Raw genomic sequence first — 22956 nt, forward strand, 5'->3', positions numbered from 1 at the left:
CGGTTTGCCTCGTTTCCTCGTCCATCCTCACCCCCCTGCGATGACGCTCTGGCCCGCGCTGTCGGTGGCAATCTCCACCACAGCACCCACCTCCGGCACCCCGAAGCCGCGCAGCAGCGTGGCGACCCGTGGCCTATAGGTCACGGCCCCATCCGGGCCAATCTCCGGCACGTTCACCAGCACCTGCGCCGCGTTCACGCCTGCCACGAAGCCCCGCTCGCGGTCGTTCTCGGCGGGCCAGGGGATGGGGGTCAGGGCCGGGGCCGTGACCTGCGCCGCCGTGATGGTGGCTGTGCCTGCGCCGCCCTCGGTGTTGATGCTCAGCGACTCCACCACCCCACTCACCGGGCTGCTGACCCGTGACCCCGGCAGCAGGCCGCGCGGCACGCTCAGCCGCGCTTCCTGCACCACGCGGGGGCCGTTGGCCTGGGCCAGCAGCGCGGCGAACTGCGGTAGTCGGGCCGCGCTCTCCAGCATCCCGAAGGTTTGCTCGACTGTGCCTGTTCCCCCGCCCTCCACGCGCCAGGCGGCCCGCTGCGGCAGGTTGATTTCGTTGCGGCGGCGGCCATCGGGGTCGCTGCCCGGTTCCTGGCCCGGCCCTGGCTCTTCCGGCTGGGGCTTGGGCCAGTTCACCCGTGGCGGCTCATTCCGCATGACCTCGCTGCCCGTCTGCATGGCCCCGGTTCGCACGGTGAGGCGCACGGCCTCCCCCGAATCGAGGTCGTACAGTGGCACCGACGCCCCGCCCGTCGTGGCGTAGTAGCGGTGCCAGACCGGGCCAATCCTGCGGTAGACCTCGCCGAGCACCTGCCCGACGTATTCACGGGGCTGGAGCGGCCCCCGCTTCTGCGGTTCGTCCTCGGACCCGGCCTGCTCGACGCTGACCAGCCGCTTCCCCGCTGTCCTCCGGCTTTTGAGGTACCCGGCGAGGTCGCCATCTTCGTACCAGGTCTGGGTAATGATTTCGGTCTGGTTCTCCACCAGGTCGCCACCCGGCAGAGAGGCGCTGAATAGCGTGCCGGAGACATTCACCATCCGCGTGCGAGTGTTCAGGGTGTACCCGAAGCCGCGCTTGGTGGTCTGCTGGCGCACCACCGCCTCCGTGCAGGCGGGGTGGTAGGCGTAGGTGGTTTTGGTGTCGCTGATGAGGACGCGCTCGAAGACGCGGGTGGCCGCCCTCCCGTCCACCGTCTCTTTCACCTCGACCCGACCGATTTCCACCTGCTGTTCCTGGCGCAGCAGCCCGCCCAACACGTACCCGGCGGAGACCGTAAACCCGTTCTCGGTGGGCGTGACCTCCTTCCAGGAACGCTGGCGGTCCTCTTCGGTTGGCTCGCCCTCTTCGGGTGTCTCCGGGTCCGCGCCGGGGTCGCGGGGGAGGATAGGCCCCAGCACCGCCCGCTCTGCCGCGCTGAGGCGGATGCGCCCCGGCACCTGTGCCCCCTCGCCCCGCTCGGTGAGGCTCTCGATTTCGCAGCGTGTGAAGGCGTCCCCCTCGCCGGTCAGGCTGCCCCCCGGTGGCACGCCATACAGCGCGTCCCCCCGCGCAATGAGGCGGTAGCCCAGCGCCCCGTAGGTGTCCCCGAAGAGGTCCGCTGGGGTGCGACCGCCCGTGCTGGTTTCGCGCCGTTTCTCCTGCCAGGTCTCGCCCTCGAAGGGGTCGGGGCCAATCAGGGAGAACGCCACGCCCGCCGCCGCAAAGCCCCGCCGCACCAAGTCGGAGACGCCCACCGTCCGCAGCGGCGGCAGGGGCGGGGGGCTAGCGGGCAGCAGGCCGGGCTGCACGACGTAATCGTCGGGGTAGTCCAGCCGCGGCGAGCGCACCCACTCCACCAGTTCGGGGAGGGGATAGCTCCGCGCCCGCTCTGCCGCCGCGTTGTAGGCCCGCAGGGTGGTGGTGACCCCCCCCTCGCGGGTGCGGGTGACCTCGTACTGCCGGGGGTCCACCGTGAGCCGCCGGGCGACCGCCGGGGCGTCCCCCAGAGAGGCGAACACGGTCAGGCTCTCCCCCGGCTGGGCGCGGCCCTTCAGGGTGAGGGTGACCGTCTCGGTCTCGCCGTCGTGCTGGTAGCTCGCGCTGACGGCCCGCCCCAGGGGGCAAGAGACCGCCCAGCGCTGGGGGGGCTGACCCGCGATGACCCGCACCGGGCTGCCGGGGGGCAGCGCCCCACCCCCGGCGGGGCGCAGGGCCGCGTAGCTCGCGAACCGCACAGGCACCCGTGCCGTCCGCAGCCGCACGAGCGACCCGAAGGCCACGGGCACCACCTCGCGGGGCCGCACGTAGGACCGGAAGCGGAAGGCCGCTCGCTGGGGGTCGAGCTGGACCGTACTGACGAACTCGAATGGCTCCCGCCTCCCACTGCGGGCCATCAGGATGATGGGCATCAGCTCACCGAGCCGAGGATGACGCCGCTATCCTCCCCGGCAATGAGTGCGCCGCCCGCCGTCCAAGTCAGCAGCACGGGCACGCTCTCCCCCGGCGGGAGCGGCTCCGTGAGCACCTCCCGCTCGGCGTCCTCGGCCAACTGCACCCCGTTCACGGTCGCGCTCAGCGTCGCGGGGAGCGCCGAGTTGTTCGAGACGCGCAGGCGCACGCTGGTGAGGGTCACGTCCCCGGTGTTCTTCAGCAGGCCGCTTTGCAGCAGCGTGCCGTTCTCGTCCAGCTCTCCGGCGTAGGGATTCAGGTCCGCCGTGTCATCGGCAGTTCTCAGGATGATGCGTTTCACGGGTTCCCTCCTACGATGAGCAGGTCCAGGGTGATGTTGTAGAACTCGCGCCCCAGGGCGTGGGCCAGAAAGGTCCACGTGGGAGGCGACTGCACCACGGCAGTCGCCCAGATGCGGAGTTCATGGCGGTCGGTGTAGTTCTCGGCCACCTGCACGGTGTCGCCCACCCGCAGCTTGGTCAGCGGGCGGATGAGGCTAAACTCGGCCCCGTTCTCGGTCTGGATTTTGAGGTTCACGCCCCCCGGCGAGGGGGCAGCCTCATCCGCCCCTTCCCCCTCTTCCGGGCAGAGCGGGAACGCCGCGCTGCTGCGCTGGGCAAACCCCCGCACGTCCTCGGCGGAGACGGTCTGGAGCGTCACCCCGCCCCGCCGGGGCAGGCGCTCGGCGAGGTCCACCAGCCCGCCAGGGGCCGTGATGCGGCAGACCAGGGGGTACAGGATGGCAGGGTCAGGGGTCAGCATTTCGGTCCACTCCATTTCCGGTCGCGCCGCGCTTCATTCACGGCCTGATTCAGGGCGCGACGGGCGGCCCGCTCGATGTCGGCGGCCCGGTCGCTGGGGGCGGTGATGTTGATGGCGTCTACCCGCAGGGTGTAGCTGTAGCCAGCGGGCACCGTGCGGGGGGCGCTGGCGGCGGGGGTGGGGGCGGGTTTTGGAGGGGTGAACCGCCCCGCCAGCACTGCGCCTGCCGCCTGCCCTATCTCGCGCCCCAGTGCACGGAGGTTGCCCGGCTGGAGCGGCTGGGGGGGGAGGTTGACCAGCCGCTCAACCAGGCGGTCGAGGCTCTCCGCGCTGATTTGGCTGGGTTTCGCTTCCCGCAGCCCCTTGGCGACCTCCCCCAGCAGCTCGATTTGCCGCTGCCGCTGAGCCTCCGCGTCGCCCGCCGCCTTCACGTCCCGCACGGCCCCGGTGAGGTCGCGCACGGCGGACTCCAGCCGCGCCGCCGCCCGGTCCTGCCGCTCACGGTCGGCAGACACGTCCACCGGGGCGGGGAGGGGAACGCCCGCCGTGAGTGCCCGGACCAGCTCGCGGGTGCTCTCGTCAAACTGCTGCGCGGCCCCGCTCAGGGTGAGGGCATTTTCGGCCTCCTGTTCGGTGAGGCGGGCGCGGGTCTCCAGATTCGCCGCCTCGGCGTCGTACTGGATGCCCAGGGCGTCTACCTGGTCGGCAAGGTCGCGAGTCACCTCCTGGCCCGTATCCCGCACCCTGATACCGTTCTTACGGAGCATCTCGGCCTGCTCCTGATAACGCTTCTCTTGCTTGGCGAGTTCGTTGGCGGCCTGGGCGATGGCCCTTTCTTCCCCGCCGCGCAGCGCGTCGGCAAGATTCCGCTGAGCGGCCTCGCGCCGTTGGGCGATGGCGTCCAGGCGGCTGATTTCCCGGTCAACCTGCTGTTGGTAAATACTGCCCGATTTTAGGAATGCCGCGTCGTCCATGAAGAGGCGGCCCACCGACGCCTGCCGTTGCCGCTCGCGGGCCAGTTCGAGGCGGTCTCCCTGGCCGTAGGCACTCGCATAGAGGTTGTCGGCGGCCTCGCGTACCCCGTCCATCTCGCTGACCTGCTGGCGGTAAGCGCCCGCCAGGCCGCGCACCGCCTCCCGTTGAGCCGTGATGGCCCCGGTGAGGGTGTCGGTGGCCGTTTTTAGCCGCTCGGCGTTATCGGTGGTCGGGAGGGCCGCGTGCATCTGCCGCGCCAGCGCATACTCCCGCTCGGCGCGGGCCAGCTCCCGGCGGGTCCGGGTCAGCTCGCGGGTGGCCTGGGCCTCTGCCGCGAGTCGCCCCCCGGCCTGCGCCGAGGCGAGGTTGCGCTCGGCGGCCTCCAGGTCCTCCAGCGCCAGGACGCTCGCCTGCTGCGCCTCCAGCAGGGCGACGGTGGCCTCCCGCTGGCCCCGGATAGCCCCGGTCAGGCCCTCGGTGGCAGATTTGAGGCGCTCGGCGTTACCCGTGCTCGGCGAGAGGTCGTAGTCCCGCCGGGCCTCCTGATAGGCCCGCTCCGCTGCGGCGAGGTTGCGGCGGGCCTCCGCGAGGCCGTTTGTCGCCCGCACCTGCGCGTCCAGCTCCCGACCGCCCCGCGCTTCGCTTTCCAGCGCAGCCTGCGCCGCAGCGAGGTTTTCGAGCAGGTCGCGCCGGGCACGCTGCGCTTCCAGCACCTTGCGCTCGCCCTCGGCCTCCTGTCCGAGGAGTTGCACGCGCTCGCGGGCCAGTTGCGCCCGCTCCTCAGCCCCCAGCCCCTCCACGGCGAGTTGCCGCTCCAGCAGCGCGAGGCGGTCGCGGGTCAACCGCAGTTCCAGCTCGGCGGAGGCGACGGCATCGTCGGCCATCCCCCGAATCTGGGCCAGAGCGCGCTCGCGGGCCTCGGCAGCGTCCAGCAGGGCGTTTTCGAGTTGGAGCTGCCGTGCCAGTGCTTCCTGACGGCGACGCTCGGCCTCGGCGACTTTCTGGAGCGCCTCAACCTGCTTGTCGATGACCTGCGCGGCAGCCTCCTGCCCCGCCTGCTCGCGGGCCTGGAGGGCCTGGGCCAACCCTGCCCGCGCCCCCGCCTGCTCAGCGAGGGCCGCTTGCAGTTCCAGCTCGGTGCGGGCGGCAGCGACTTTCGCGTTGGCGAGGCTCAACTCGCGGGCGGCAATCTGCACGGTGAGGTCGGCCTGAGCCTGGCGGTCCTCCCCCAGCCCCCGCAGGGTCAGCTCCGCCTGCGCCTGCGCCCGGTAAAGGTCCAGGCGGCGTCGTTCGGCGTCGAGAGGGGCCGCGTCTATCCGGGTCTGGAGGTCAGCAATCTGGACCAGCAGCCCGAACCGCTGCTCGATGAGGGCGTTGCGTTCGGCCTCCCGGCCCTCCCCGGCAATGCGGTCGTCGAGGTCGCGCAGCCGGGCCTGGAGCACGCCGAGCTGCTGGCGCTGGGCGGCGAGCCGCTCGGCCTCGCTGCGGGCCATCCGCTCGGCGTACCCCGCTTCAGCCTCCAGCCGCGACAGGGCGGACTCGGCTAGCCGCCGCCCCGCCTCCTCCTGCTCGCGCAGGCTGACGGCCTGCCCGTGCTGGAGGTCACGGATACGCGCTTCTACGGCCTCCCGCTCCTGCGCGGTGAGTACCACCCCGTTCAGGCCGCTGAGCTGGCCCTGGAGCAGGGTGATTTGCCGCTCCCGCTCGGCGGCGATGAGGCGGTCCAGTTGCAGCACCTCCGCGTCGCTGCGGGCGAGTTCGCGGGCCTGCTCCAACTCGCGGATACGGCCCTCCGACCGCTGGACCGGGCGCTCGGCGGCCTCGATACGGGCCTGACGCAGGTTCTCGGCGGCCTGCCGCTCCGCTTCTTCCTGTTGCTGACGGCGCTGGGCCTCCCCAGCCTGGTAGTCCGCCCCCAGCCGGGCCAGGTCGGCGTAGTACTGCGCCCAGATGGCACGGCGCTCCTCGGCGGTGAGGTTCTCGGCGGAGAGGGCCAGGTCGCGGCTGCGGGCCAGATTGGCCCGTTCCTGGGCGAGTTGCTGCTCGGCGGCTCGCTGCGCCATCTGCGCCCGGCGGGTGGCCGCTTCCCCCTCGATGCGGGCACGGGCCACCGGGTCGTCCCCGGCCCCCGCGAGGCGGCGTGACACCCCCAGGTTGTATCTGGCGAGGGCCGCGTCACGGGCTGCCTGCTGCGCGGCGAACTGTTTCTGATTCACCTCCCCCCAGGCTTGGGCGATGCGCCGGGCCGTCTCGCGGGCCAGGGCCTCATCTTCGTTGGCCCACTGTTGGCGCTTGGCCCGCTCCTCCCGGCGTCCGGCGTCCAGAATCTCCTGGCGCTGGGCCTCGCTGCCGGTGAACGATTCGAGGCGCTCGGCGAGCTGGCGGCGGAACTCGGCCAGCTCTTCCCGGCGAGAGGCCAGCGTGCGGGCGCGTTCGTCGCGGATGGCCGCGATTTCGGCGGCGCGGGCGGAGCGCTGGGCCTCCCCCACGGTGCGCTGGTTGTCCTGCTCGATGCGGCGCAACTCGGTCTGATAGCGGCTGTACTCGCTCAGCAGGCGGCGGCTCCCCTCGCGAATGAGCGCCTGGCGCTGCTCCTCGGTCCCCTGAAACTCGTCAATCTGACGTGTGAGAGTCTCGCGCAGGTCGTCCAGAGCCGCCTGTCGCACGGCCACCTCCTTCAGGTAGCCGTCCTTCATCGCGGCGATGCTCGCGTCGCGGGCTGAGCGCTGCGCCTCCAGCACGGTACGCTCGCCCTCGCGGATGGCCTCGGCACGCTCGCGCTGCTGCTGCCGCGCCAGCGCAGCAATCTGACGGTCACCCTCCCGCTGAAGGGCGGCGCGGGTGGCCGGGTCGGACTCCAGGCGCACCCGCTCGGCCACGTCTCGGCGCAGGTCGTCGAGCGCGGCGCGGCGCAGGGCCTCCTGTTTGGCGAAACCGTCGGCCATCGCTGCAATCTCGGCGTCGCGGGCACTGACCTGGGCCTGGCGCACCCGCTCGGCATTCTCGCGGGCAAGCTGCATGTCCTCCTGTGCCCAGGCGCGGCGGCGGGCCGCGATGAGGCGGCGTCCGTCCTGCTCGACCTGAGCGGCCTGGGCGGGGAAATCGGAGAGGGCCTTCACCGTTTCGGCAGTCTCGCGGCGGATGGCCGCGATTTCAGCGTTGCGCTGCGCCTGGCGTTTGGCGGCCCCGCCCTGCATGGCCTCGATTTCCGCCTGCTGCACGGCGAGGGCCGATTCGCGGGCGGATTTGACGGCCTCATCCGCGTAGCGCTTGCGGATGGCGGCGGCCTGGGCCTGCTGCTGGGCGTCGAGCTGCGCCAGGCCGTCGCGCAGGGCGGGGGTTTGGGAGGGGTCCATCAGCTTGCCGTTCACCACAAAGGGCTTCTTGAACTCGCGGCGCAGGTCCTCGTACTCCCGCCGCAGCCGCGCGAGGTCGGCTTGGAGGTCGGTCATGCCCTCCAGGCGCAGCTCGAAGGCCTTGCCCTCCAGCGTCGCGCGGAGTTTCTTGACCGCCTCGGTCTGCTCATCGGTCAGCGCGACGTTGAGCTGGCCCCGGCGCTGGGCCTCGGCGTAGAGCTGGATGACGTTCTGGCGGGCCTCCACGAGCTGCTCGCGCAGGCGCTTGATGGCCTCCTCATCGCGCTTGTAGATGCGCTCCCCGGTCCAGAAGTTGGTGCCCACCAGGGTGCCCTGCTCGGCGTCGGCGAGCTGCTGCTGAATCAGGAGCACGCGGGCCTGGGCACGGCCCAACTCGGTCCCGCCCTTCATGAGCTGGCGGACCCGCTCCATCGTCTGCTCAAACGCTTTCTGGTTGGCCTCGTCCACCTGCTCATAGATGGCGGTGGTCCCCTTGACCTGATTGGCCCACAGCGCCCCCAGGCCGACCACCAGCGCCCCGACTCCGGCCAGCGCCGCCGCCGACGCCAGAGTGAGCGTGCCCAGAGCGCCGGAGAGGATGGTCGTGGACCCCGCCGTCTTCAGGAACGCGACCGAGAGGACGTTCTGCGCCCCGCTCGCGGCGAGGGTGGACGCGGTGAACGCCCGCAGGGCCGCTGGGGCGGACTTCACCCACGGCAGGAACCCCCCGGCCTCGCTGATGCGGCTGGCGACGTTCAGACGGCCCACGGCTGCCGTCGCCGCGTCAATGGCCTTTGAGGCCGCGCCGAACTTCATCAGAGACTCCCAGGCCCCCCGCAGCCCCACGGCGAGCGAGGAGACCGGGGCATACAGCACGCCCACCGCGACCGCCGAGGCCAGCAGCAGGGTGGTGGTTTGCTGCACCCCATCGGGCAGGGCGTTGAATACGTCCAGCACGCGGGTCAGGGCGCGGGCACCGTTGACCGCGAAGGGGACCAACGACTCGCCGAGCTGCTTTTGGGCCTCGCTCAGCTCGCGGTTGGTGCTGTTGACGGCCCCGCCGAGGCCCGACTGGAGGGCGATGAGGTCGGCCACCTCGTCGCTGGTCGCCTTTTGGATCAGCAGCAGCTCGGCCTGCACCTTGTCCTGACGGGTCAGCTCGTCGGTGGTCTTGCCGATGCTCTTGGCGTACTGGGCGTAGAAGGGGAAGAGGTTCTCCGAGATGCCAATCTGATTCAGGGCTGCGCTGGTGCCGCTGGTCACGGCGTCCACGTAGCCCTGCATCCCCTCGGCGGCACTGCGCCCAGCAGCGAGGGCCGAGGCCCCTGCCCCCTCCAGGGCGGTGTAGGCCTGCTGGAGGGTGTAGCCCTGGCGCAGCAGGCCGCGGATGCCGTCACGGGCCGCGTCCCCGCTGACGCCGAGGGTGTCCGACAGTTTGGCGACGACCCGCGCCGCTTCCTCAGACGTGCCGCCGGTCTTCTGCACCGACTTCTGGAACAGCCCTTGGGCGATGCGGGCGGTGTCGCTGGCCTGGGCAAACTGGAAGAGGCCGTTGGCCGCCCCCATCGCCTGTGGGCCGTACTGTTGCAGCGCACTCCCCACGCCCAGCTTGACCTGCGAAGCCAGACCCAGCCGGGTGATCTCGCCCCGTGCGGCGGCGGCGGTGGTCTCCGCGAGGCGGTTGGCGTTGGCGACTTTCTGAGCCTCGCGGCTGTATTCGCCGAACTCGCGCCGGGCCACGTCGCCCACCTGGTTCAGCTCGCGGGTCAGCGCCCGCATGCGCTCGGTGAGCTGATTAATCTCCTCCGGGCTGGCCTCCCCAAACCCCGCCTGAAAGTTGGCGCGAGTGATGCGGACGGCGCGGTCCAGCTCGTCGATGCGGGCGCGGAGACTGGCGGCGCGGGCCTCGAACGCGGCAGCCGACTGCGCCGCGCTGTTCACGCCCACGTCAAACCCCCCGAACAGTCCCGCGATACGCCGCTGCATGTCGGTGGGCACGGCCTCCTCCACGGCATCCCGGATGGCCCGCGCTGCTCGTTGCACGTCGCGCCCGGCAGAGAGGTCGGCGGTGAGGCGGATGGTTCCCACCTGCCCCGCGAGGTCGCGCACGGCCCGCAGGTCGCTCTGCACCTGCGCGATGCCCTGGCGGAACTTGGAGACGTCGAGGGTGGCCTCCCCCTTCAGGGGCGGCAGGTTGGGGCTGGTCATATGTCAGGCTCCTGAAAGTTGGGAGGGGGTAGCGTGGGGGCATGAGAAAGGGCATAGCGATGTGCGCCGCCCTCGCCCTCGGATGGGGCAGTGCGGCGCAGGTGTACGTTTTAAATGGCCTTCAGTACGTCAGTCCAGAACAGTTCTCCCGTGAAAATGGCGCGACGTACAAGAACCAGTACGGCACTCTCACTCTCAAGTGGCCTAAAGGCGAACTGGTGATGTACACAGGGTCACGGGAAGCGCAGCTCAACGGGAAGCCGATGCTACTATCAGCCCCCCTCGCCAACATTCAGGACACAGTTGTCGCGCCGCTTGCCGATTTGCAGAGGGCCTTTGGATTAGCGGTGACCGCCCCGCCCCCAAAGGCTCCGGCACCTCAGGCCACCAATCCGCCGCCGAGAGCCACACCCACTCCCGCGCCGCCTTCAAGCGCATGGCAGAAGGTTCTGAAAGGCCCCGCACGGGTCGGCGATGTCATTGTCCAATACCGCCCCAATGAGTCTAAGGGTGGCGACAACCTCTTTAGAAGTGCTACAGTTTTTGATTGGCCAACCGCACTCCCGACCAGCGTGGAGACGCTCATAAACTTCTGCTATATAAGCGTCAAAAGCAGCTTAAAAGCGCCCGCTACCGCCCAGTTTTCCGATGGCTTTCTTCAGATATACCGTGACCAGACATGGACCATGGTTGGCAGCGTTGATGCCCAAAATTCCTATGGGGCACTGATTCGCTCTAGCTTCGTTTGCATGCATAAGTTTGCCAACGGCAAGCTCTACACGTTGGTCAGTATTCAGTAGCCATCTGAACCCCCCGCACCTTCCCTGCGAACAGCTCGCGCATCCGGTAGAGCGCGAACACCGCCGCTGGGTAGACCGCAGGCCCAGCCACCATGTACCGCTGCCCGCTGCGCCCGAAGTGCAGCGGGGCCAGCGGGTTCGCGGCGGCCTGCGCGACGATTTGCGCCGGGGTCATCTCGTAGGGGCCAGTGCCGTATTCGATATAGGGGGCGTACGGAACGTCATTCCAGACGCTGACGCGGGCAGTGTTTTTCGTGCCCTGGCCGCGCGCCTGGAAGCCCCGCAGGTAGTCACCCGTGCGCTCGTACGCTCCCGGCGTGGTGTCGTACACGTTGCGGCGGGCACCGATAACCGCGTGCCCCAGGGCTTCGGCGCTGGCCTGCTGCGCCACGTTCCCCAGGTCATCACACGCCCGCTCCAGCCGCGCGAGGGCGGCCATCAGCGCCCCGGCGTCGAGGTCTATCATGCCTGCGCTCCCATCACCTGCATGGCGCGTTCCCACATCGCCTCTTCCTCCCGTTCACGGCGGGCGCGAATCGCCGCCTCGCTGTAGAGCCACGGGGCGGCCCGCCGCAGCAGCGCTTCCCGGTGGCGGTGGTAGCGCGTGAGGTCGTAATACGGCCCGCCGGGGCGCGGGGGATGCTCCGGGTCCCGGTACTCCCGGCCCTGCTCTAGGCCGTCCGCGATAGCCGCATCCTCCAGCCGGGTGAGCCGGGCGGCGGCGGCCCGCTGCGCCTCGATGGACGCCGCCGCGAGCAGCAGGGCGGGTGGGAGCCGCCGCGCGGTCTCGTACCCGCTCAGGCCGAAGGTGCGGATGAGCCACTCATCGAAGCTGTCGCCCGGCCCTGACTCAGCCGCGTCAGCATCCGCTGCGCCCGCCGGGTCAGGGCCGTCAGTTTTGGGTCGGCGTCCTCCAGGTCATTGAGGTCCCACATCGCGGCCAGCAGCGCGAGGCGGTCGCCCCAGGTCAGGCGCTCCGGCAGGGGGCAGCCGTCCAGCGAGGCGTGCACGAGCCGCCAAAACGCGGCCCACACGCCCGGCTCCACGTCCCCGCGCCGCCACTCGTGCCATCCCTCGCGCATCTGGCCCAGGGTGACGGTGAGGGTGAGCAGGTCGAGCAGGTGGGCGTCGGCGACGTGTGCGCCCCAGGCCCGCAGGGTGACGGTGCCGCCGGACAGCTGGACGAGTTGGCGGATGGGGTGCATGGTCCTCCAAAAAGGGAATCTGATGTTAGGGGCCGCACGGGGCGGCCCGGAAAGAAGGGTTAGGGCGCGGGGACAGCCTCTTCCGCGAGGATGTCCAGCAGGTCCGCGAGTTTGGCGCGGGGCACGGTGAACACTGCCCCGTATTGGGTGATTTGCGCGTCGTACGCGGCGAGGTCCGTACCGGGCGTGTAGTCGAATGCCTGAACGGTCGCCGTGAACTGGAGGGTCTCGCGGTTCTGGTTGTCGCCCGTGCCGTTGGACTGGAGGAACGCCCTGGGGTGCCAGGCCACCCGCACCCGGTCACTGCCCTCGCGCTTGCTGACCACGATCAGGCGGCCCAGCACGCTCGCGCCGGGGCTGAAGGGGCTGACCGTGGTTCCGGCGAGGGGGCCACTGCTGATGGTGGCCGAGGGGGTGCCGTTATGCAGGTCGCGCACCGTGTCGTCGGGGGTCAGCACCGGGAGGTCATAGGTGACGCTGATGCTGGTCACGTCGGACGCGAGCACGATGGGCGGCCCTCCCTCGCGATTCTGGGCCTGAATGTCGGACCGCTCCACGTTGGAGGTGGGCGCGATGCGGGCGTCAGGCGGGAAGAGGCCGAGGTCGAGGAAGCTCCCCGCGTCCACGGGGCCGAAATCCTCCAGGGGGCTGAACAGCACCTGCCGACCCTCACGGGTCAGGTTGGCGCTCAGGGTGGCGGTGTTGGAGTTGGTGACGTTGAGCATGGTGACTCCTAGACGGCGAGCGTGCCGTCAACGGCGAGGCATTCGTAGCTGGGGCGGCAGAGATAGACCCCGTCCGCGATGGCGCGGGGCGAGTCGGGCAGCCGGGGGAGGTAGGGGCCGGGGTCACGGGGGGAGCCGCACAGCACCCGGCGCACCTGTGCCGCGAGGGCGTCGTCGTCGGCGGCGGTCGGGGCGATGGCGGCCACCGGGACCCAGTACACGGCAGTCACCCCGTCATCGGTAATCCCCTGCGCCTCTTCCAGTTGCACGTACCCCTGGGGATGCTGCCGGAGATACGCCTCCAGCCCCCCCGCCTGCCCCGGTTTGCGCCCGGCGAGGGGCCGCTCGCGCTCCTCCGGCAGCAGGACGTGCAGCCCGGCGGCGGTGAGGCGCTCGTGTAGGTCGGTGACGATGGCGCGCATGTCAGCGCACCAGGCGGCAGACGCCCACGGCCTGCCCGGTGAAGTCGCTGACCTGCCCCCAGGACACCAGCGTGAGAGTGCCGCCGTCCCAGGGGATGGACGCACCCTCGCCGGGCGGCGGGTCATCGGGGTGGGTGGAGAGCAGGCGGATGTCGAGCACCTCAGGGCTTCCCGCGAGGCGCTGCGCGAGCCGTGTGCCCTGGTTGGTCTTGGCGGGGTCGCGCACGCTGAAGCGGCAGTGGGTGCCGTCGCTCCAGGTGAGGGTATGGCGGTACCGCAGCGCGTTCAGCTCCGGGTCACTCTGGAGTTCCTGGACGGCCCCCAGCACCTCGTCCAGCAGGGTCACGGGGCCTCCCGCAGCGGCTGGGTGACCCGGAACACGGGCTCCGTGTTGCCGCCCGTCCGGATGCCTGCCAGGGGCGAGGGCACCGGCCCACTCCGCCCGGCCCGGCTGACCTGCTGGCGAAGCTGCACGGCCCGGTCGGACCACGCCGAGGCGTCCACGCTGGAGGTGTGGGGCTTGGCGAACCTCTCCACCTCGACCTCCCCTTCGATCTTCACCCGCTTCACGCCGCCGCCGCCCTCCGCTGCCTGCTTCGAGGCGTGCAGGGCCGCCGCGTCCAGCACGTCCGCCGCCACGAGGCGCAGGTCCCCGTGCACGAGGAAGCTGGCGGCCAGGTCCACCTGCCCCTCCTCCGGCAGCGTGTCCTTGTGATACGCCCAAGCGGCAGCGGTGGCGTATACCCGGACCGCCGCCTCCTGCTCGGCCGTGAGCGTCACGTCAGCCCTCCGGGGGGGACTTGGCAGCCGTCAGCCCCAGATACTCGCGGAGCTGCGCAGCCTTCTTCGCCCCCACTCGGTCCAGCGCTTCGAGGTTGGCCTGCCCCCCCTCGCCTTCGGCGAGCAGCCGCAGCCCCTCTTCGGTGAGGATGCCGTTGTGCTGGAGGTCCCTCAGCGCCGGGGTGTCGGCCTTCAGGGGCGTGCCCCCGGTGCGGATGGCCTGCACCAGCAGTTCCAGGAACGACACCTTGCCCTGAAGGGCCTGTACTTGGGCGTCTGCCCCCTGCCCGGCGGCACGCTCCTGTCCCTGGGCCTGAAGGTCCTCGATCAGCCGTGCGGTGGGTTGCTCAGGCAGCAGCGAGTCCAGCGGCACGAGGACGGCCGTGTCCGGGTCCTCCGGGAAGGTCACGGCGGCCACGAGGTCGCCGTTGTCCAGGCCGAGGCCCTCGCGGGCTTCCTCCGGGGCCTCCATCGCCTCGACGAACGTGACGAAAGTGTGCGCCCCGTCGTCGGCCACGAACACCACGGGTTCGCCCTGGGCGTAGGAGGGGGTGAGGGGGGGCGGCTCCCCCGGCTCCTGCTGACCGACAGGTGCGGTGACGCCCGCTGGGCCGATTTGGCCTACGCGGAGCATCTGCTGATAGTCGCGCCCGGCTTCCACCGGCACCGGGTCTCCGGGTTGGAGATCCTTAACACCGAAGCGGAAGGCGCGGAGCGCGACATAAACGCTCTTGTTCGTCACGGTGTCTCCTGACCGGCTCAGTAGTCGGCAGCGCTGGCAGCGACCACGTCGCTGAAGTACATGCCGAGGTCGGGGGCCACGATGTTGAAGCTGGCCGCCGTGTGCGCCTGGAGCCAACGCACGCCGCTGCGGCTGTCCCGGCCCCGGCGCAGCAGGACCAGGGTGTCGGCAATGGCCTCTTCCTCACCGCCCTCGAAGGCCTGGTAGAGGTTGCGCCACACGAACATGTACCCGCCGCTGGGCGTGGTGCGGCTGGGTCTGGGCGCCGCGTAGGTCAGCAGCATGGACTTGGGGTCCACCCGGTACTCAAAGTCATCGGGCAGCCCTTCGAGCGCCTTGTTGTACGCCCCGTCCGCGACGTATACCCGCTCCACGCCCAGGTAGGCCGCGATCAGGTCCTGGTCCGCGATGCCGCGTTGCACGTACTTCACGCGGTCTACGATGTCCTCGTTGAACACCAGGCTGGCATACACGTCTGCCCCCAGCAAAGCGACGTTAGGTGCCCGGCCAGTCATGCGCTTCATGCGCTGTGCGCGGCTTCGGACAAAGCGGCCAGGGCTGACGCCCGGCTGGTCGAACTGGAGGAACTCCGGGGTGTCTGCGGCCTGGTTGGGGTTGGCGGCCACGCCCTGGTACTGGAAGGCCCAGCCCGCCTCCGCCCGCAGCGCCACATCGGTAAAGCGCAGGTCAAGATCCAGCCGGGCCTGCCCTGCGAGGTACAGCGCCGCATCCTCCTCCGGCTGCATGGGGTTGCGGGCGCTGGCGCGGTCACTGGGAGCGATCACGCGTTCCAGGCTGCGGTGGAAGACCTTGTAGTCTCCCTCGTTCATGCGGGTGTGAGCCTGCACAGGGCGGTCCCCGTAGGCGTGGTCCCGGAATTCGGGGCGCAGCAGGTCGCCGCGGTTCCACACCTGGAAGCCGCCCCGGTCGCGCTCCACGTCCACGCGGGGGAAGACGTTGGGGGCGATGAAGTCCTGGTCGGCCTCGATGTCGTTGACGGCCAGGTCGGTCAGGTAGCGGTCGACCTGCCCCCCGGAATACTGGGGCGGCAGGGGGCCGGAGGTCTGGGTGTAGCCGGTGTCGGGGGCCATCAGGGCGCCCGTCAGCAGGCTGTTGGTGACTTTGAGCATAGGTCCTCCTGGGACAGAGAGGGGCGGCGGCAACAAAAAGCCCTGAGCGTGTGCTCAGGGCGTTCCCGCGCCGACTTCACCCGGTCGGTTGAGTTGTGGGGTTCTGGGAGCCTACGGTGGCCCCGTTAGCGCCCGGTTAGACGGCGGGTTGACGGCCCCGGTCAAACTCGAAGGGCACGATGGCCCCGGCGGGACCGCCCTCGATCACGCTGCCGAAGTACTCGTCGCCAGGGGCGGCCTTCAAGGCCACGCCGAGCGGCCCGGCCTTGATCTTGTCCCCGGCCTTGAGGGCTTCCCCAGCCTTCACCTTCTGGCGGCCCAGGGTGAGGATGGTCGTGGGCCGCCCGGCAGCGTCGCCGGGATACTGAATGACGCCCTCTACGCGGTCCCCGACCCCGGCCACATCGATCTGTTGATCGTTCTCGGCGCGGGCGCTGTCGCCGCCGCTGACGCTGCCGACGAACTTGGCAGCACGCCACTGGTAGGGGGTGAGGTCACGGGCGGACGGTCCGGCGTGCTTGCCGCCGTCGATGGGCTTGATGGTTGCCATGCTGGTGGGTCTCCTTTACGAGAGGCAGAGGGTCGGGGGCGAGCGGTGGGACTCAGCCCCGGTAGCGGGCCAGGAACTGGGGGTCAGCGGCGAGCACGGCGCGGCCCGCCTCGGCGCGGCTGGCCTGGGGGTGCTCCTTGATGTGGGCCTGCACACGCCTCTCGTACTCGGCCTGGACGTTGCCGCTGCTGCGGTTGTCCTGGCTGCTCCCCGTCTCGCCCGTGAGGTCGAGCTGCGCACCGGTCGCGTTCAGGGACTGCTCGAGCGCCTTGTACTCCTCAGCGCTGAGCTTCTCGTGGGCGGCGCGGAGGGTGGCTCCGAACGCGGCGGGCTGTCCCAGCGCAAGGGCACGCTCGCGGAACTCGCGGTTCAGCCGGTTGTCTCGCTCGGCATTGGCAGTGCGCTCAGCGGCAGCAGCGCGAGCGTTGGCCTGGTCAATCAAGGCTCTGACTTCGGGACTGAGGCTGGACGGGTCCACCCCAGCGGTGGAAGGGGCGTCTCCCTGCTGGGCGTTGAGGTAATCGTCGAGGAAGCGGCGTTCCTCGGCGGTGAGAAGCTCGCCGCTGGCGAGCTTCGCGGAGATGGCGGCGATGTTCATGGGGTCCTCCTGCGCTTCGGGCGCGGGCGTGGGGTCGGTGGAAGAACCCGCCTCCGGAGGCGGGGGCGGGTCTTCCGTGGCGCTGGTCTGCTCGGCGTCCGGTGGGCTGCCGGTGGCAGTGGGGTCAGGGGAGGCGCGGGCCTCCGGGTCGTCGTCCTCGCCCTCGTCGGGGTCTGGAGCGAGGGGTGGAGGTTCAGAAGCGGCGATGACGCCGGCCTGCTCGCCGATCACGGTGCTGAGGGTGGCCACGCGGTCCGCGAGGCCCTGAGTGACCGCGTCCGCGCCCACCCACACCTCGCCGGTGGCCCAGGTGTCGGCCACAGTCCTGCGGGCCTTGCGCCGCCCCTTGGCCACCGCCTGTACGAACTGGGTGTGGATGCTGTCCACGGTGGCCTGGAACTCGGCGCGAGCATCCTCTGACAGCGGCTCGTAGGGCTGCCCCAGCGCCTTTTTCAGGGCGCTGCGGATGTAGGTCACCGCGATGCCGACCGCGCCGAGCATCTTGCTGTAGTCGGCGTGGGTGATGATCACCCCGATGCTGCCGGTCATGGCGGTAGGGGTCACGACGATCTCGCTGGCCTGGGAGGCGACCCAGTAGGCCGCCGAGCACGCCACGTCGTTGACGCAGGCCGTCACGCGCTTGCGGGTGCGAGCGTAGGCCACGGCGTCGGCCGCCTCGATGGTCCCCGCGACGGTGCCCCCCGGCGAATCAATGGATAGGACGATGGCCGCCACGCTGCTGTCGTCCGCGAGTTGACGGACCTGAGCCGCGAGGCGCTGCGGGCTGACGTACCCGCAGGACTCGGCCCATTCGGGGGCGCGGGAGATCACGACGCCGTGGAAGGTCACCAGCGCGACCGTCTTCCCGTTGCCCCGTACCAGCGGCACACGCTGCACGGCGGCCTGGGGTGGCCTGTGGTCAGTCTCGACCTTCAGGGCCTGGCCGCTGGTCACCAGGTTCTGGAGGTGCTCCAGTGCCTGCGGAGTGATGGACCACGCCTCTCCGGAGAGGGCGCGGGTCAGGAACTGCAGGGTGTTCAAGGGGTTTCCTCCTCCTATGTGGCCTCTTCCTGCTCGGGTAGGCCCAACTTCTCGCGCAGAGTGCGTTCCAGGTTGGGGTCATGGGTGATGGCACCCGCGTTCATCAGGCTGCCCACCTGGGTAATCAGCTCCTGAAGGGCCGCGCTGCTCAGCCCACCGTGCTCCAGCCGGGGCCAGAGTTCAGGCGGCACCCCGTTGACCCGCATCAGGTTCCCGACGGCGAAGCGGTTGATTACCTCGGCGATGCCGTCGAGGATGCCGGTCCCGGCCAGCTCGAATAGCTCCGTGAGGTCGGAGCTGAGGGCCTGCGCCCCCCGACCTTCCGACCCGCCCAAAAGCAGGAAGGTGGCGAGCAGGCTGGCCGCGATGCGATGGCTGTAGCGCCGGATGATCTTGTCTGTGTCGTGGGCCCGCGTGCCGCCGGAGGTCAGCAAAGAGAACTTGTAGCCGGTGGGCAGAGCCTTGTACGTCTCCTTCCCGGTCTTTTCGTCAAACTCGGTCACCACGTACTGACTGCTGGGCATCAGAATGTAAGCCCGTTCATCTCGGCGCACGCCTGCTGCCACCTCCTCAATCACGCGCAGGGTGGCTTGCTGCTCTGGAGTGGCCGTCGGGCTGAGCAGCTCGACCGGGACCTCGACGTGCGGGATGCCCGCCAGGTCCCGCTCCACGCCCACCGCCTCGAACTCTTCCAGCCGGGATTGGAAGCGGTAGGCGCGCCGGGCGTTAACCAGCAGCGAGCGGCCCTCCGGGTGCCCCCCGGCCTCGGTCGTCCGGAAGTGCAGAGCACGCTGAATGGGGATGAACACTGGCCTGCCAGAAGCGCTCTGCCACAGGCCCTGAATGCCGCCGTCGCCGTCGTGCTCCCACCGGCTCAGCGTGCGCTGTGGCCGGTGAGCAAACTTGCGCCAGCCGACTCGGCCGTCCGCGTACTGGCTCCGGTAGCGAGCGTCTTGCTGGTCCGGCCCCCGGCGAATCTTGTAGACCACCTCAAAGTATGACCAACCGTGCACCAGCATGGAGAGCACCTCAGCCATGAAGCCCGGCCAGGTGTGGCTCATGTCCGCCCGGCACTCAGCCAGGAACAAGGCCCAAGCGGCGGCCTCTGGACTGTCGTCGGCGGGGGCCTCGCGCCACTTCACCCGCCGGAACATGGACTCCAGGGCCAGGAACACGCCGCCCACGATGGGGTCGCTGTCTCGGATGTCCTGATAGAGCTGCGCGGCGTACAGACCTTCTTCGGGCAGGAACTCGCGAAGCCACGAGTTCTGGGCGCCGCCAACACCGACGATACCCAGGTCTACGGACGGCTTGTTTGGTTGGGTCAAGGGTAAGCACCTCCTTTCAGCGCCGGAACATGCTGGGCTTTTGGCCGCCGATGCCAGCCAGACCGGTCAAGGCCGTGGGTTGAGCGTTGTTCTTCTCCTGGGCCTTCAGCCAGGCCCGCCGCTTCTGCTTGAGCCGCTGCAGGGCCTGAGTCGTGGGGTCGATCTGGTCGTCGTTCGCGCCGTTTGGGAACTGCGCCCACTCCGGCAGGTACTCGCTGGACACCCACGCCGCGAGGCTGGGGTGCGGCAGGTAGACGTTCCCGGCCTGGATGGTGCTGCTCTCGGCTGACACGCGGGACTGCTTGCTGCCCTCAGGTTCATAGGCAATCAGCCCAGGCACCGTGCTGCGCAGGTCGCTGATGATGGCCGGACCGTTGGCCTTGTCTTCGATCAGGTGTTCGGGAATGCTCGCGTGCACCTCGGCGAACGCGAGCAGCGCGGCTTTGGACTTCACATAGTCCCAACGACCCCGCACCTGATCGAGGAGGAAACTCTCGGCCCCCTTGCTGCCCCAGGCCTGGCCCACTACGAAGTCGGAATCCTTCTTGTCCTTGAAGGCGAAGTCCCAGCTTGTAAGGGTAAAGTCGAAGGTCTCCGGCGTGGGCACGACCACAGCGTCCACTTCGGTCACGCTGCCGTCTTCCGCCACCACCTTCAGGCGCAGAGGCGGGAGGCTCGGAATCAGGTGCGCGGGCGCATGGTAGCGCCACCACCAGCTCTTCACGATGCCGCCGCCCACCGGCACAGGCCGCTGCTGGAGCTGCCCAGCCACCCCGAAGCTGCCGAGGTCAAGCGCCGCTTGTTGGTAATCTTGCTCGTCGCGGAACTCCGGAAACAGCAACTCGCCAGGCTCAGTGCGGGGGTCTTCCCAGATTGAAGTCCGGGTGTGATGCTCAGGCTCGTACTTCTCTGGCAGCCGCAGGATTTCCCAGCCGCCTTTGCGCTCTAGGTGGCCGGTGAGGTCTTCCTCGTGCAGGCGCTGCATGATCACGATCTGCACGTACCGCTTCGGGTCCGCACCGCGCCGGGAGAGGCTCTGGTCATAGGCATTGTTGATCGTGCGGCGGTGAGCACGGCTGTCTATCTCAGCCGCGTTGTTCGGGTCGTCGATCAGGAGGATATTGCCGCGGGCACCGGTCGCGGACGTGATGGGTTTGACCAGTCGCCTCCCCCGCGCCGTGGTATCGAACTGGCTCTTGCTGTTCTGGTCACGCGTAAGCTGCACGCGCTCGCCGTAGCGCTCCTGATACTCCGGCGACTCCACGAGGCGACGCATAGCCATGCTGTCGCGTAGGCTCAGACTCTCATTAAATGCCACGGCGAGGAAGCGCTCACCCGGGTCCAGCTCGGCCCACACCCACGCGGGGAAGAAGACGTTACAGAGCGAAGACTTCATGGTGCCCGGCGGGACGTTGATAATCAGGCGCTTGATCTCGCGCCGCGCCGCTGCTTCGAGGTGCAGGCACATGGCGTCGAGCGCCCACCCCCAAGCGAGAGGTGTGCCGGGTTCGAGCACGTCCCAGAACTCGTGGACGAACTCGCGCAGGGTCAAGGGGCGCCGCTCTTTCGGCGCAGGCAGGTCGCCGCGCTCGGCGAGTTCCCGCTCGGCCAGCTCCGCGAAGATCACGTCATCGTTGAGCCAATCCGGCCAGTCGTCACGCTTTCGCCGTGCCACGCGCTTGCCGCCTCCGCTCCAGCAGCTCCAGCAGTTGGTCGCTCGTGAGATTCTTCAGGTCCGCCGGGCTGCGCAGGTCCTCCAACCGCACGGTGAACTCCTCCATACCCCGCGCCTGCCGCTCCAGTTGCGCTCCAGCCGTAGCCAGCCGCGCCACCTCAAAGGGACTCATCTCCTCGGCCTTGAGATGGGCCATGCCCCGGACTGAGAGGGTCTGCATCGCCTTGCCAAGCTTGGCCTGCCGGACGCGCACCTCCTCCACGGTTTCAAGGTCGAGGGCGCGGACCTTGGTGTCCACACGGTGCCGGAACTCGGCACGGAGGTCGGCCCAGTCCTCCCGCGCCGAGCGGGCCTTGATTGCGTCGTAGCTCGGCGCTCCGGGTTTGTCACTCAAGGTCTTGAGTGTCACCGTGTCGTCCCCACGAATGAACTCGCGGCGGATGGCGCTCCAGTTGTGCTTGCTGGGGCGACCTCCGGCGCTTCGCGCCCCGCCGCTGCCGCTGCTTTTCGGGGTCGTCTTAGGCTTGGTGGGGGCATGCTTGGTCATGGGGGTTCACCTCCTTCGGTAGGGTGTCAGCATGGAGTTGCAAGTCGACCGCCGCGCACGCTTCTGGGCTCAAGTGATTGCGTGGGTCTTGGTGCTAGCGCTTACCTGGTCACTCGTCTCGTACACGTTGCTGCAACTTATGGGGATTGAATCGAGGGTGGGTGTGCCCGATGGAGCCGTGGAGATTCTTAAGTGGGCAACGGTGGCGTCGTTCGGCTTAGCCTCGGTGTGCTTCAGTTTCTACCGAACCCTTGACCAACCGGTAGTTGGCTGGAACTATGCCCGACAAGAGACGCCCTGCGGCTGTGAGAGCCAGTCCCGCACCTTCCAGACGTGATTGGTCAGGCCGATGGTCATGGCCGGTGTGCGTTGGAGGTACAGCTGACGTCCCTTTGGGACGTCGAGCTTGCTCCGCAGAGCCCGTTGAACTCGGCACCAGTTGTAGATCCCCTGCACCAGATGAGCCAGGCTCTCCCGGTGAATCCTCAGCCTCGCGAACGCGAGGCTTTTCCTCGCCAGGTGCGGGTTCATCCGCCGTGCCGTGGCATTCTGACGCTCCACAGCCGAGGTGTTGGGCTTGTGGTACCCCAACCGCTGCAACTCCTCGTGCACGCGAACCTGAGTGCCAGCCGCGATCTCTGTGCGCACGTTCACGACGCGCTTCCCGGAATACTCCTTGATGATCCGGACATGGGCTGCGGAACGCGGAATCCGGTAGACGGTCTTCGGGAATCGACCACGCGATCCCTGTCTGGCAGGCCGATACGGCCTGCCGAACACTTCAGGGAACAACGTCTGGTACGACAGAAACCCGTCGGTGAACAGCACGAGTCCATGTGGATCTGTCAGGCGTGCTCTGGCGTGCTTGAGGAGTGACTGGGTCAGGGCCGCAGTGCGCTCGCCGATCTCGCCCTGGATCAGGAACTTGCTGCTCGGATCGATGACGGTCGCGTCCCATACCGCCTCTTTCTTGTGACCAACGAAGCCGTAGCGTTCGTCCGCTTGAATGCTCGTGACCTGAAGGTCACGAGCATTCAGGTCGTGGAGGTGTCGCGCGTGGCTTCCGGCAACGCGGACGATGCGCGCGACCGTGGTTCGGTGACAGCCGACCAGATGGCCCGTGGTGACGAAGCTGTTGCCGTGGGTGACATGCTCGACGACGGCGTCGACGGTGTCCTGGGAGCAGCGGGCATTCCAGTAGGGCGTGCCTTTGAGTTCACTGAATTCCGCACTGCACACGGTGCACTTGAGGAGTCGTCGGCGGTGAGGGCCGTATCGTCTGCGGAGCTTGATGGTGCCGTGTTGTGCGTGATGCTGGGCTGGACAGGCGGGGTTCTGACAGACGAAACTTTCGAGTGGGAGTTCTTTTGACACGTCCGGGGATAGGCCCCGGACGCTCCCATTTCAGTGGTGTCGGGCATGGTTCCAGCCAACTACCGACCAACCTAACGAAGCGAGTTTCCAAAAGCGTGTGCGAGGAGCCGGAGGGCGCATGTTGTTGACTTCTCTCCTGATGCTGGCTGCTCTTGCGGTTGGGGCGGGGGCGAGGCTCCTTGCACGGGTCCCCGGAGCATCTACGGACGCCCCTGTTGATCAAGTGGTGCTGACCTCCGTGATGCTGACCTTTGCGGCAGCGGGAATCTGGCAGGCCTTATTCGCGATTCAAACCCTGGCGGGGATCGTGTTA

Annotated in this window: 19 protein-coding genes; 1 reads left to right on the plus strand and 18 read right to left on the minus strand. The window is 69.1% G+C overall.

The window, feature by feature from the left end:
- Positions 1-27: 27 nt before the first annotated feature.
- The 4 genes from H565_RS0100210 to H565_RS13765 are packed head-to-tail and all read right to left on the minus strand — an operon-like array spanning position 28 to position 9726.
- A complete protein-coding gene (locus H565_RS0100210) occupies positions 28-2385 on the minus strand; it encodes a hypothetical protein (protein WP_027459260.1) in 2358 nt (785 codons plus the stop codon).
- Positions 2385-2726, minus strand: a complete 342-nt coding sequence (locus tag H565_RS0100215; RefSeq protein WP_027459261.1) for a hypothetical protein — start codon at positions 2724-2726, stop codon at positions 2385-2387. Before H565_RS0100215 ends, H565_RS0100210 begins: the two co-directional genes overlap by 1 nt.
- On the minus strand, positions 2723-3187 hold the full coding sequence (locus H565_RS0100220; RefSeq protein ID WP_157468824.1) for a hypothetical protein: 465 nt from the start codon (positions 3185-3187) through the stop codon (positions 2723-2725). The genes H565_RS0100215 and H565_RS0100220 overlap by 4 nt, the downstream gene beginning before the upstream one ends.
- A complete protein-coding gene (locus H565_RS13765) occupies positions 3181-9726 on the minus strand; it encodes a hypothetical protein (RefSeq protein WP_034407807.1) in 6546 nt (2181 codons plus the stop codon). The genes H565_RS0100220 and H565_RS13765 overlap by 7 nt, the downstream gene beginning before the upstream one ends.
- Positions 9727-9767: 41 nt before the next feature.
- Between H565_RS13765 and H565_RS16185 the strand changes: the two genes are divergently transcribed.
- Positions 9768-10526 (plus strand): stalk domain-containing protein, encoded by a 759-nt coding sequence (locus tag H565_RS16185; protein ID WP_157468825.1) that lies wholly within the window; start codon positions 9768-9770, stop codon positions 10524-10526.
- Here H565_RS16185 and H565_RS0100230 read toward each other — a convergent pair.
- From H565_RS0100230 to H565_RS16660, 14 genes are all read right to left on the minus strand, one after another.
- The gene (locus H565_RS0100230) at positions 10513-10992 is read right to left on the minus strand and encodes an HK97 gp10 family phage protein (RefSeq protein WP_027459263.1); all 480 of its coding nucleotides are present in this window, start codon (positions 10990-10992) and stop codon (positions 10513-10515) included. The two genes, H565_RS16185 and H565_RS0100230, sit on opposite strands and share 14 nt — an antisense overlap.
- Before the next feature lie 331 nt (positions 10993-11323).
- Entirely contained in the window at positions 11324-11731 is a 408-nt protein-coding gene (locus H565_RS0100235; RefSeq protein WP_027459264.1) for a hypothetical protein, read from the minus strand.
- A gap of 59 nt (positions 11732-11790) precedes the next feature.
- Positions 11791-12456, minus strand: a complete 666-nt coding sequence (locus H565_RS0100240) for a hypothetical protein (RefSeq protein WP_027459265.1) — start codon at positions 12454-12456, stop codon at positions 11791-11793.
- Positions 12457-12464: 8 nt separating this feature from the next.
- On the minus strand, positions 12465-12878 hold the full coding sequence (locus H565_RS0100245; protein ID WP_027459266.1) for a hypothetical protein: 414 nt from the start codon (positions 12876-12878) through the stop codon (positions 12465-12467).
- Position 12879: 1 nt separating this feature from the next.
- A complete protein-coding gene (locus H565_RS0100250) occupies positions 12880-13224 on the minus strand; it encodes a hypothetical protein (RefSeq protein WP_027459267.1) in 345 nt (114 codons plus the stop codon).
- Entirely contained in the window at positions 13221-13658 is a 438-nt protein-coding gene (locus tag H565_RS0100255; RefSeq protein WP_027459268.1) for a hypothetical protein, read from the minus strand. Before H565_RS0100255 ends, H565_RS0100250 begins: the two co-directional genes overlap by 4 nt.
- A gap of 1 nt (position 13659) precedes the next feature.
- Positions 13660-14400, minus strand: coding sequence for a hypothetical protein (locus H565_RS0100260; RefSeq protein ID WP_027459269.1), 741 nt, complete (start codon positions 14398-14400; stop codon positions 13660-13662).
- A gap of 17 nt (positions 14401-14417) precedes the next feature.
- Positions 14418-15530, minus strand: a complete 1113-nt coding sequence (locus tag H565_RS0100265; protein WP_027459270.1) for a hypothetical protein — start codon at positions 15528-15530, stop codon at positions 14418-14420.
- A gap of 136 nt (positions 15531-15666) precedes the next feature.
- On the minus strand, positions 15667-16080 hold the full coding sequence (locus H565_RS0100270) for a hypothetical protein (protein ID WP_027459271.1): 414 nt from the start codon (positions 16078-16080) through the stop codon (positions 15667-15669).
- 52 nt (positions 16081-16132) lie between these two features.
- Positions 16133-17719, minus strand: a complete 1587-nt coding sequence (locus H565_RS15555) for a S49 family peptidase (RefSeq protein ID WP_051363333.1) — start codon at positions 17717-17719, stop codon at positions 16133-16135.
- Positions 17720-17733: 14 nt separating this feature from the next.
- Entirely contained in the window at positions 17734-19047 is a 1314-nt protein-coding gene (locus H565_RS0100280) for a phage portal protein family protein (protein WP_027459272.1), read from the minus strand.
- Between the two features lie 16 nt (positions 19048-19063).
- Positions 19064-20722 carry a phage terminase large subunit gene (terL, locus tag H565_RS13775; RefSeq protein WP_157468826.1) on the minus strand — a complete coding sequence of 553 codons (1659 nt, stop codon included), beginning with the start codon at positions 20720-20722 and terminating at the stop codon, positions 19064-19066.
- A complete protein-coding gene (locus H565_RS0100290) occupies positions 20703-21269 on the minus strand; it encodes a hypothetical protein (RefSeq protein ID WP_027459273.1) in 567 nt (188 codons plus the stop codon). The genes terL and H565_RS0100290 overlap by 20 nt, the downstream gene beginning before the upstream one ends.
- A 276-nt stretch (positions 21270-21545) precedes the next feature.
- Positions 21546-22643: an IS1 transposase gene (locus H565_RS16660; RefSeq protein ID WP_211232114.1), complete on the minus strand. Its 1098-nt coding sequence runs from the start codon at positions 22641-22643 to the stop codon at positions 21546-21548.
- Between the last annotated feature and the right edge of the window lie 313 nt (positions 22644-22956).

Origin of the sequence: Deinococcus murrayi DSM 11303 (assembly GCF_000482805.1) — a bacterium.
GTDB lineage: Bacteria > Deinococcota > Deinococci > Deinococcales > Deinococcaceae > Deinococcus > Deinococcus murrayi.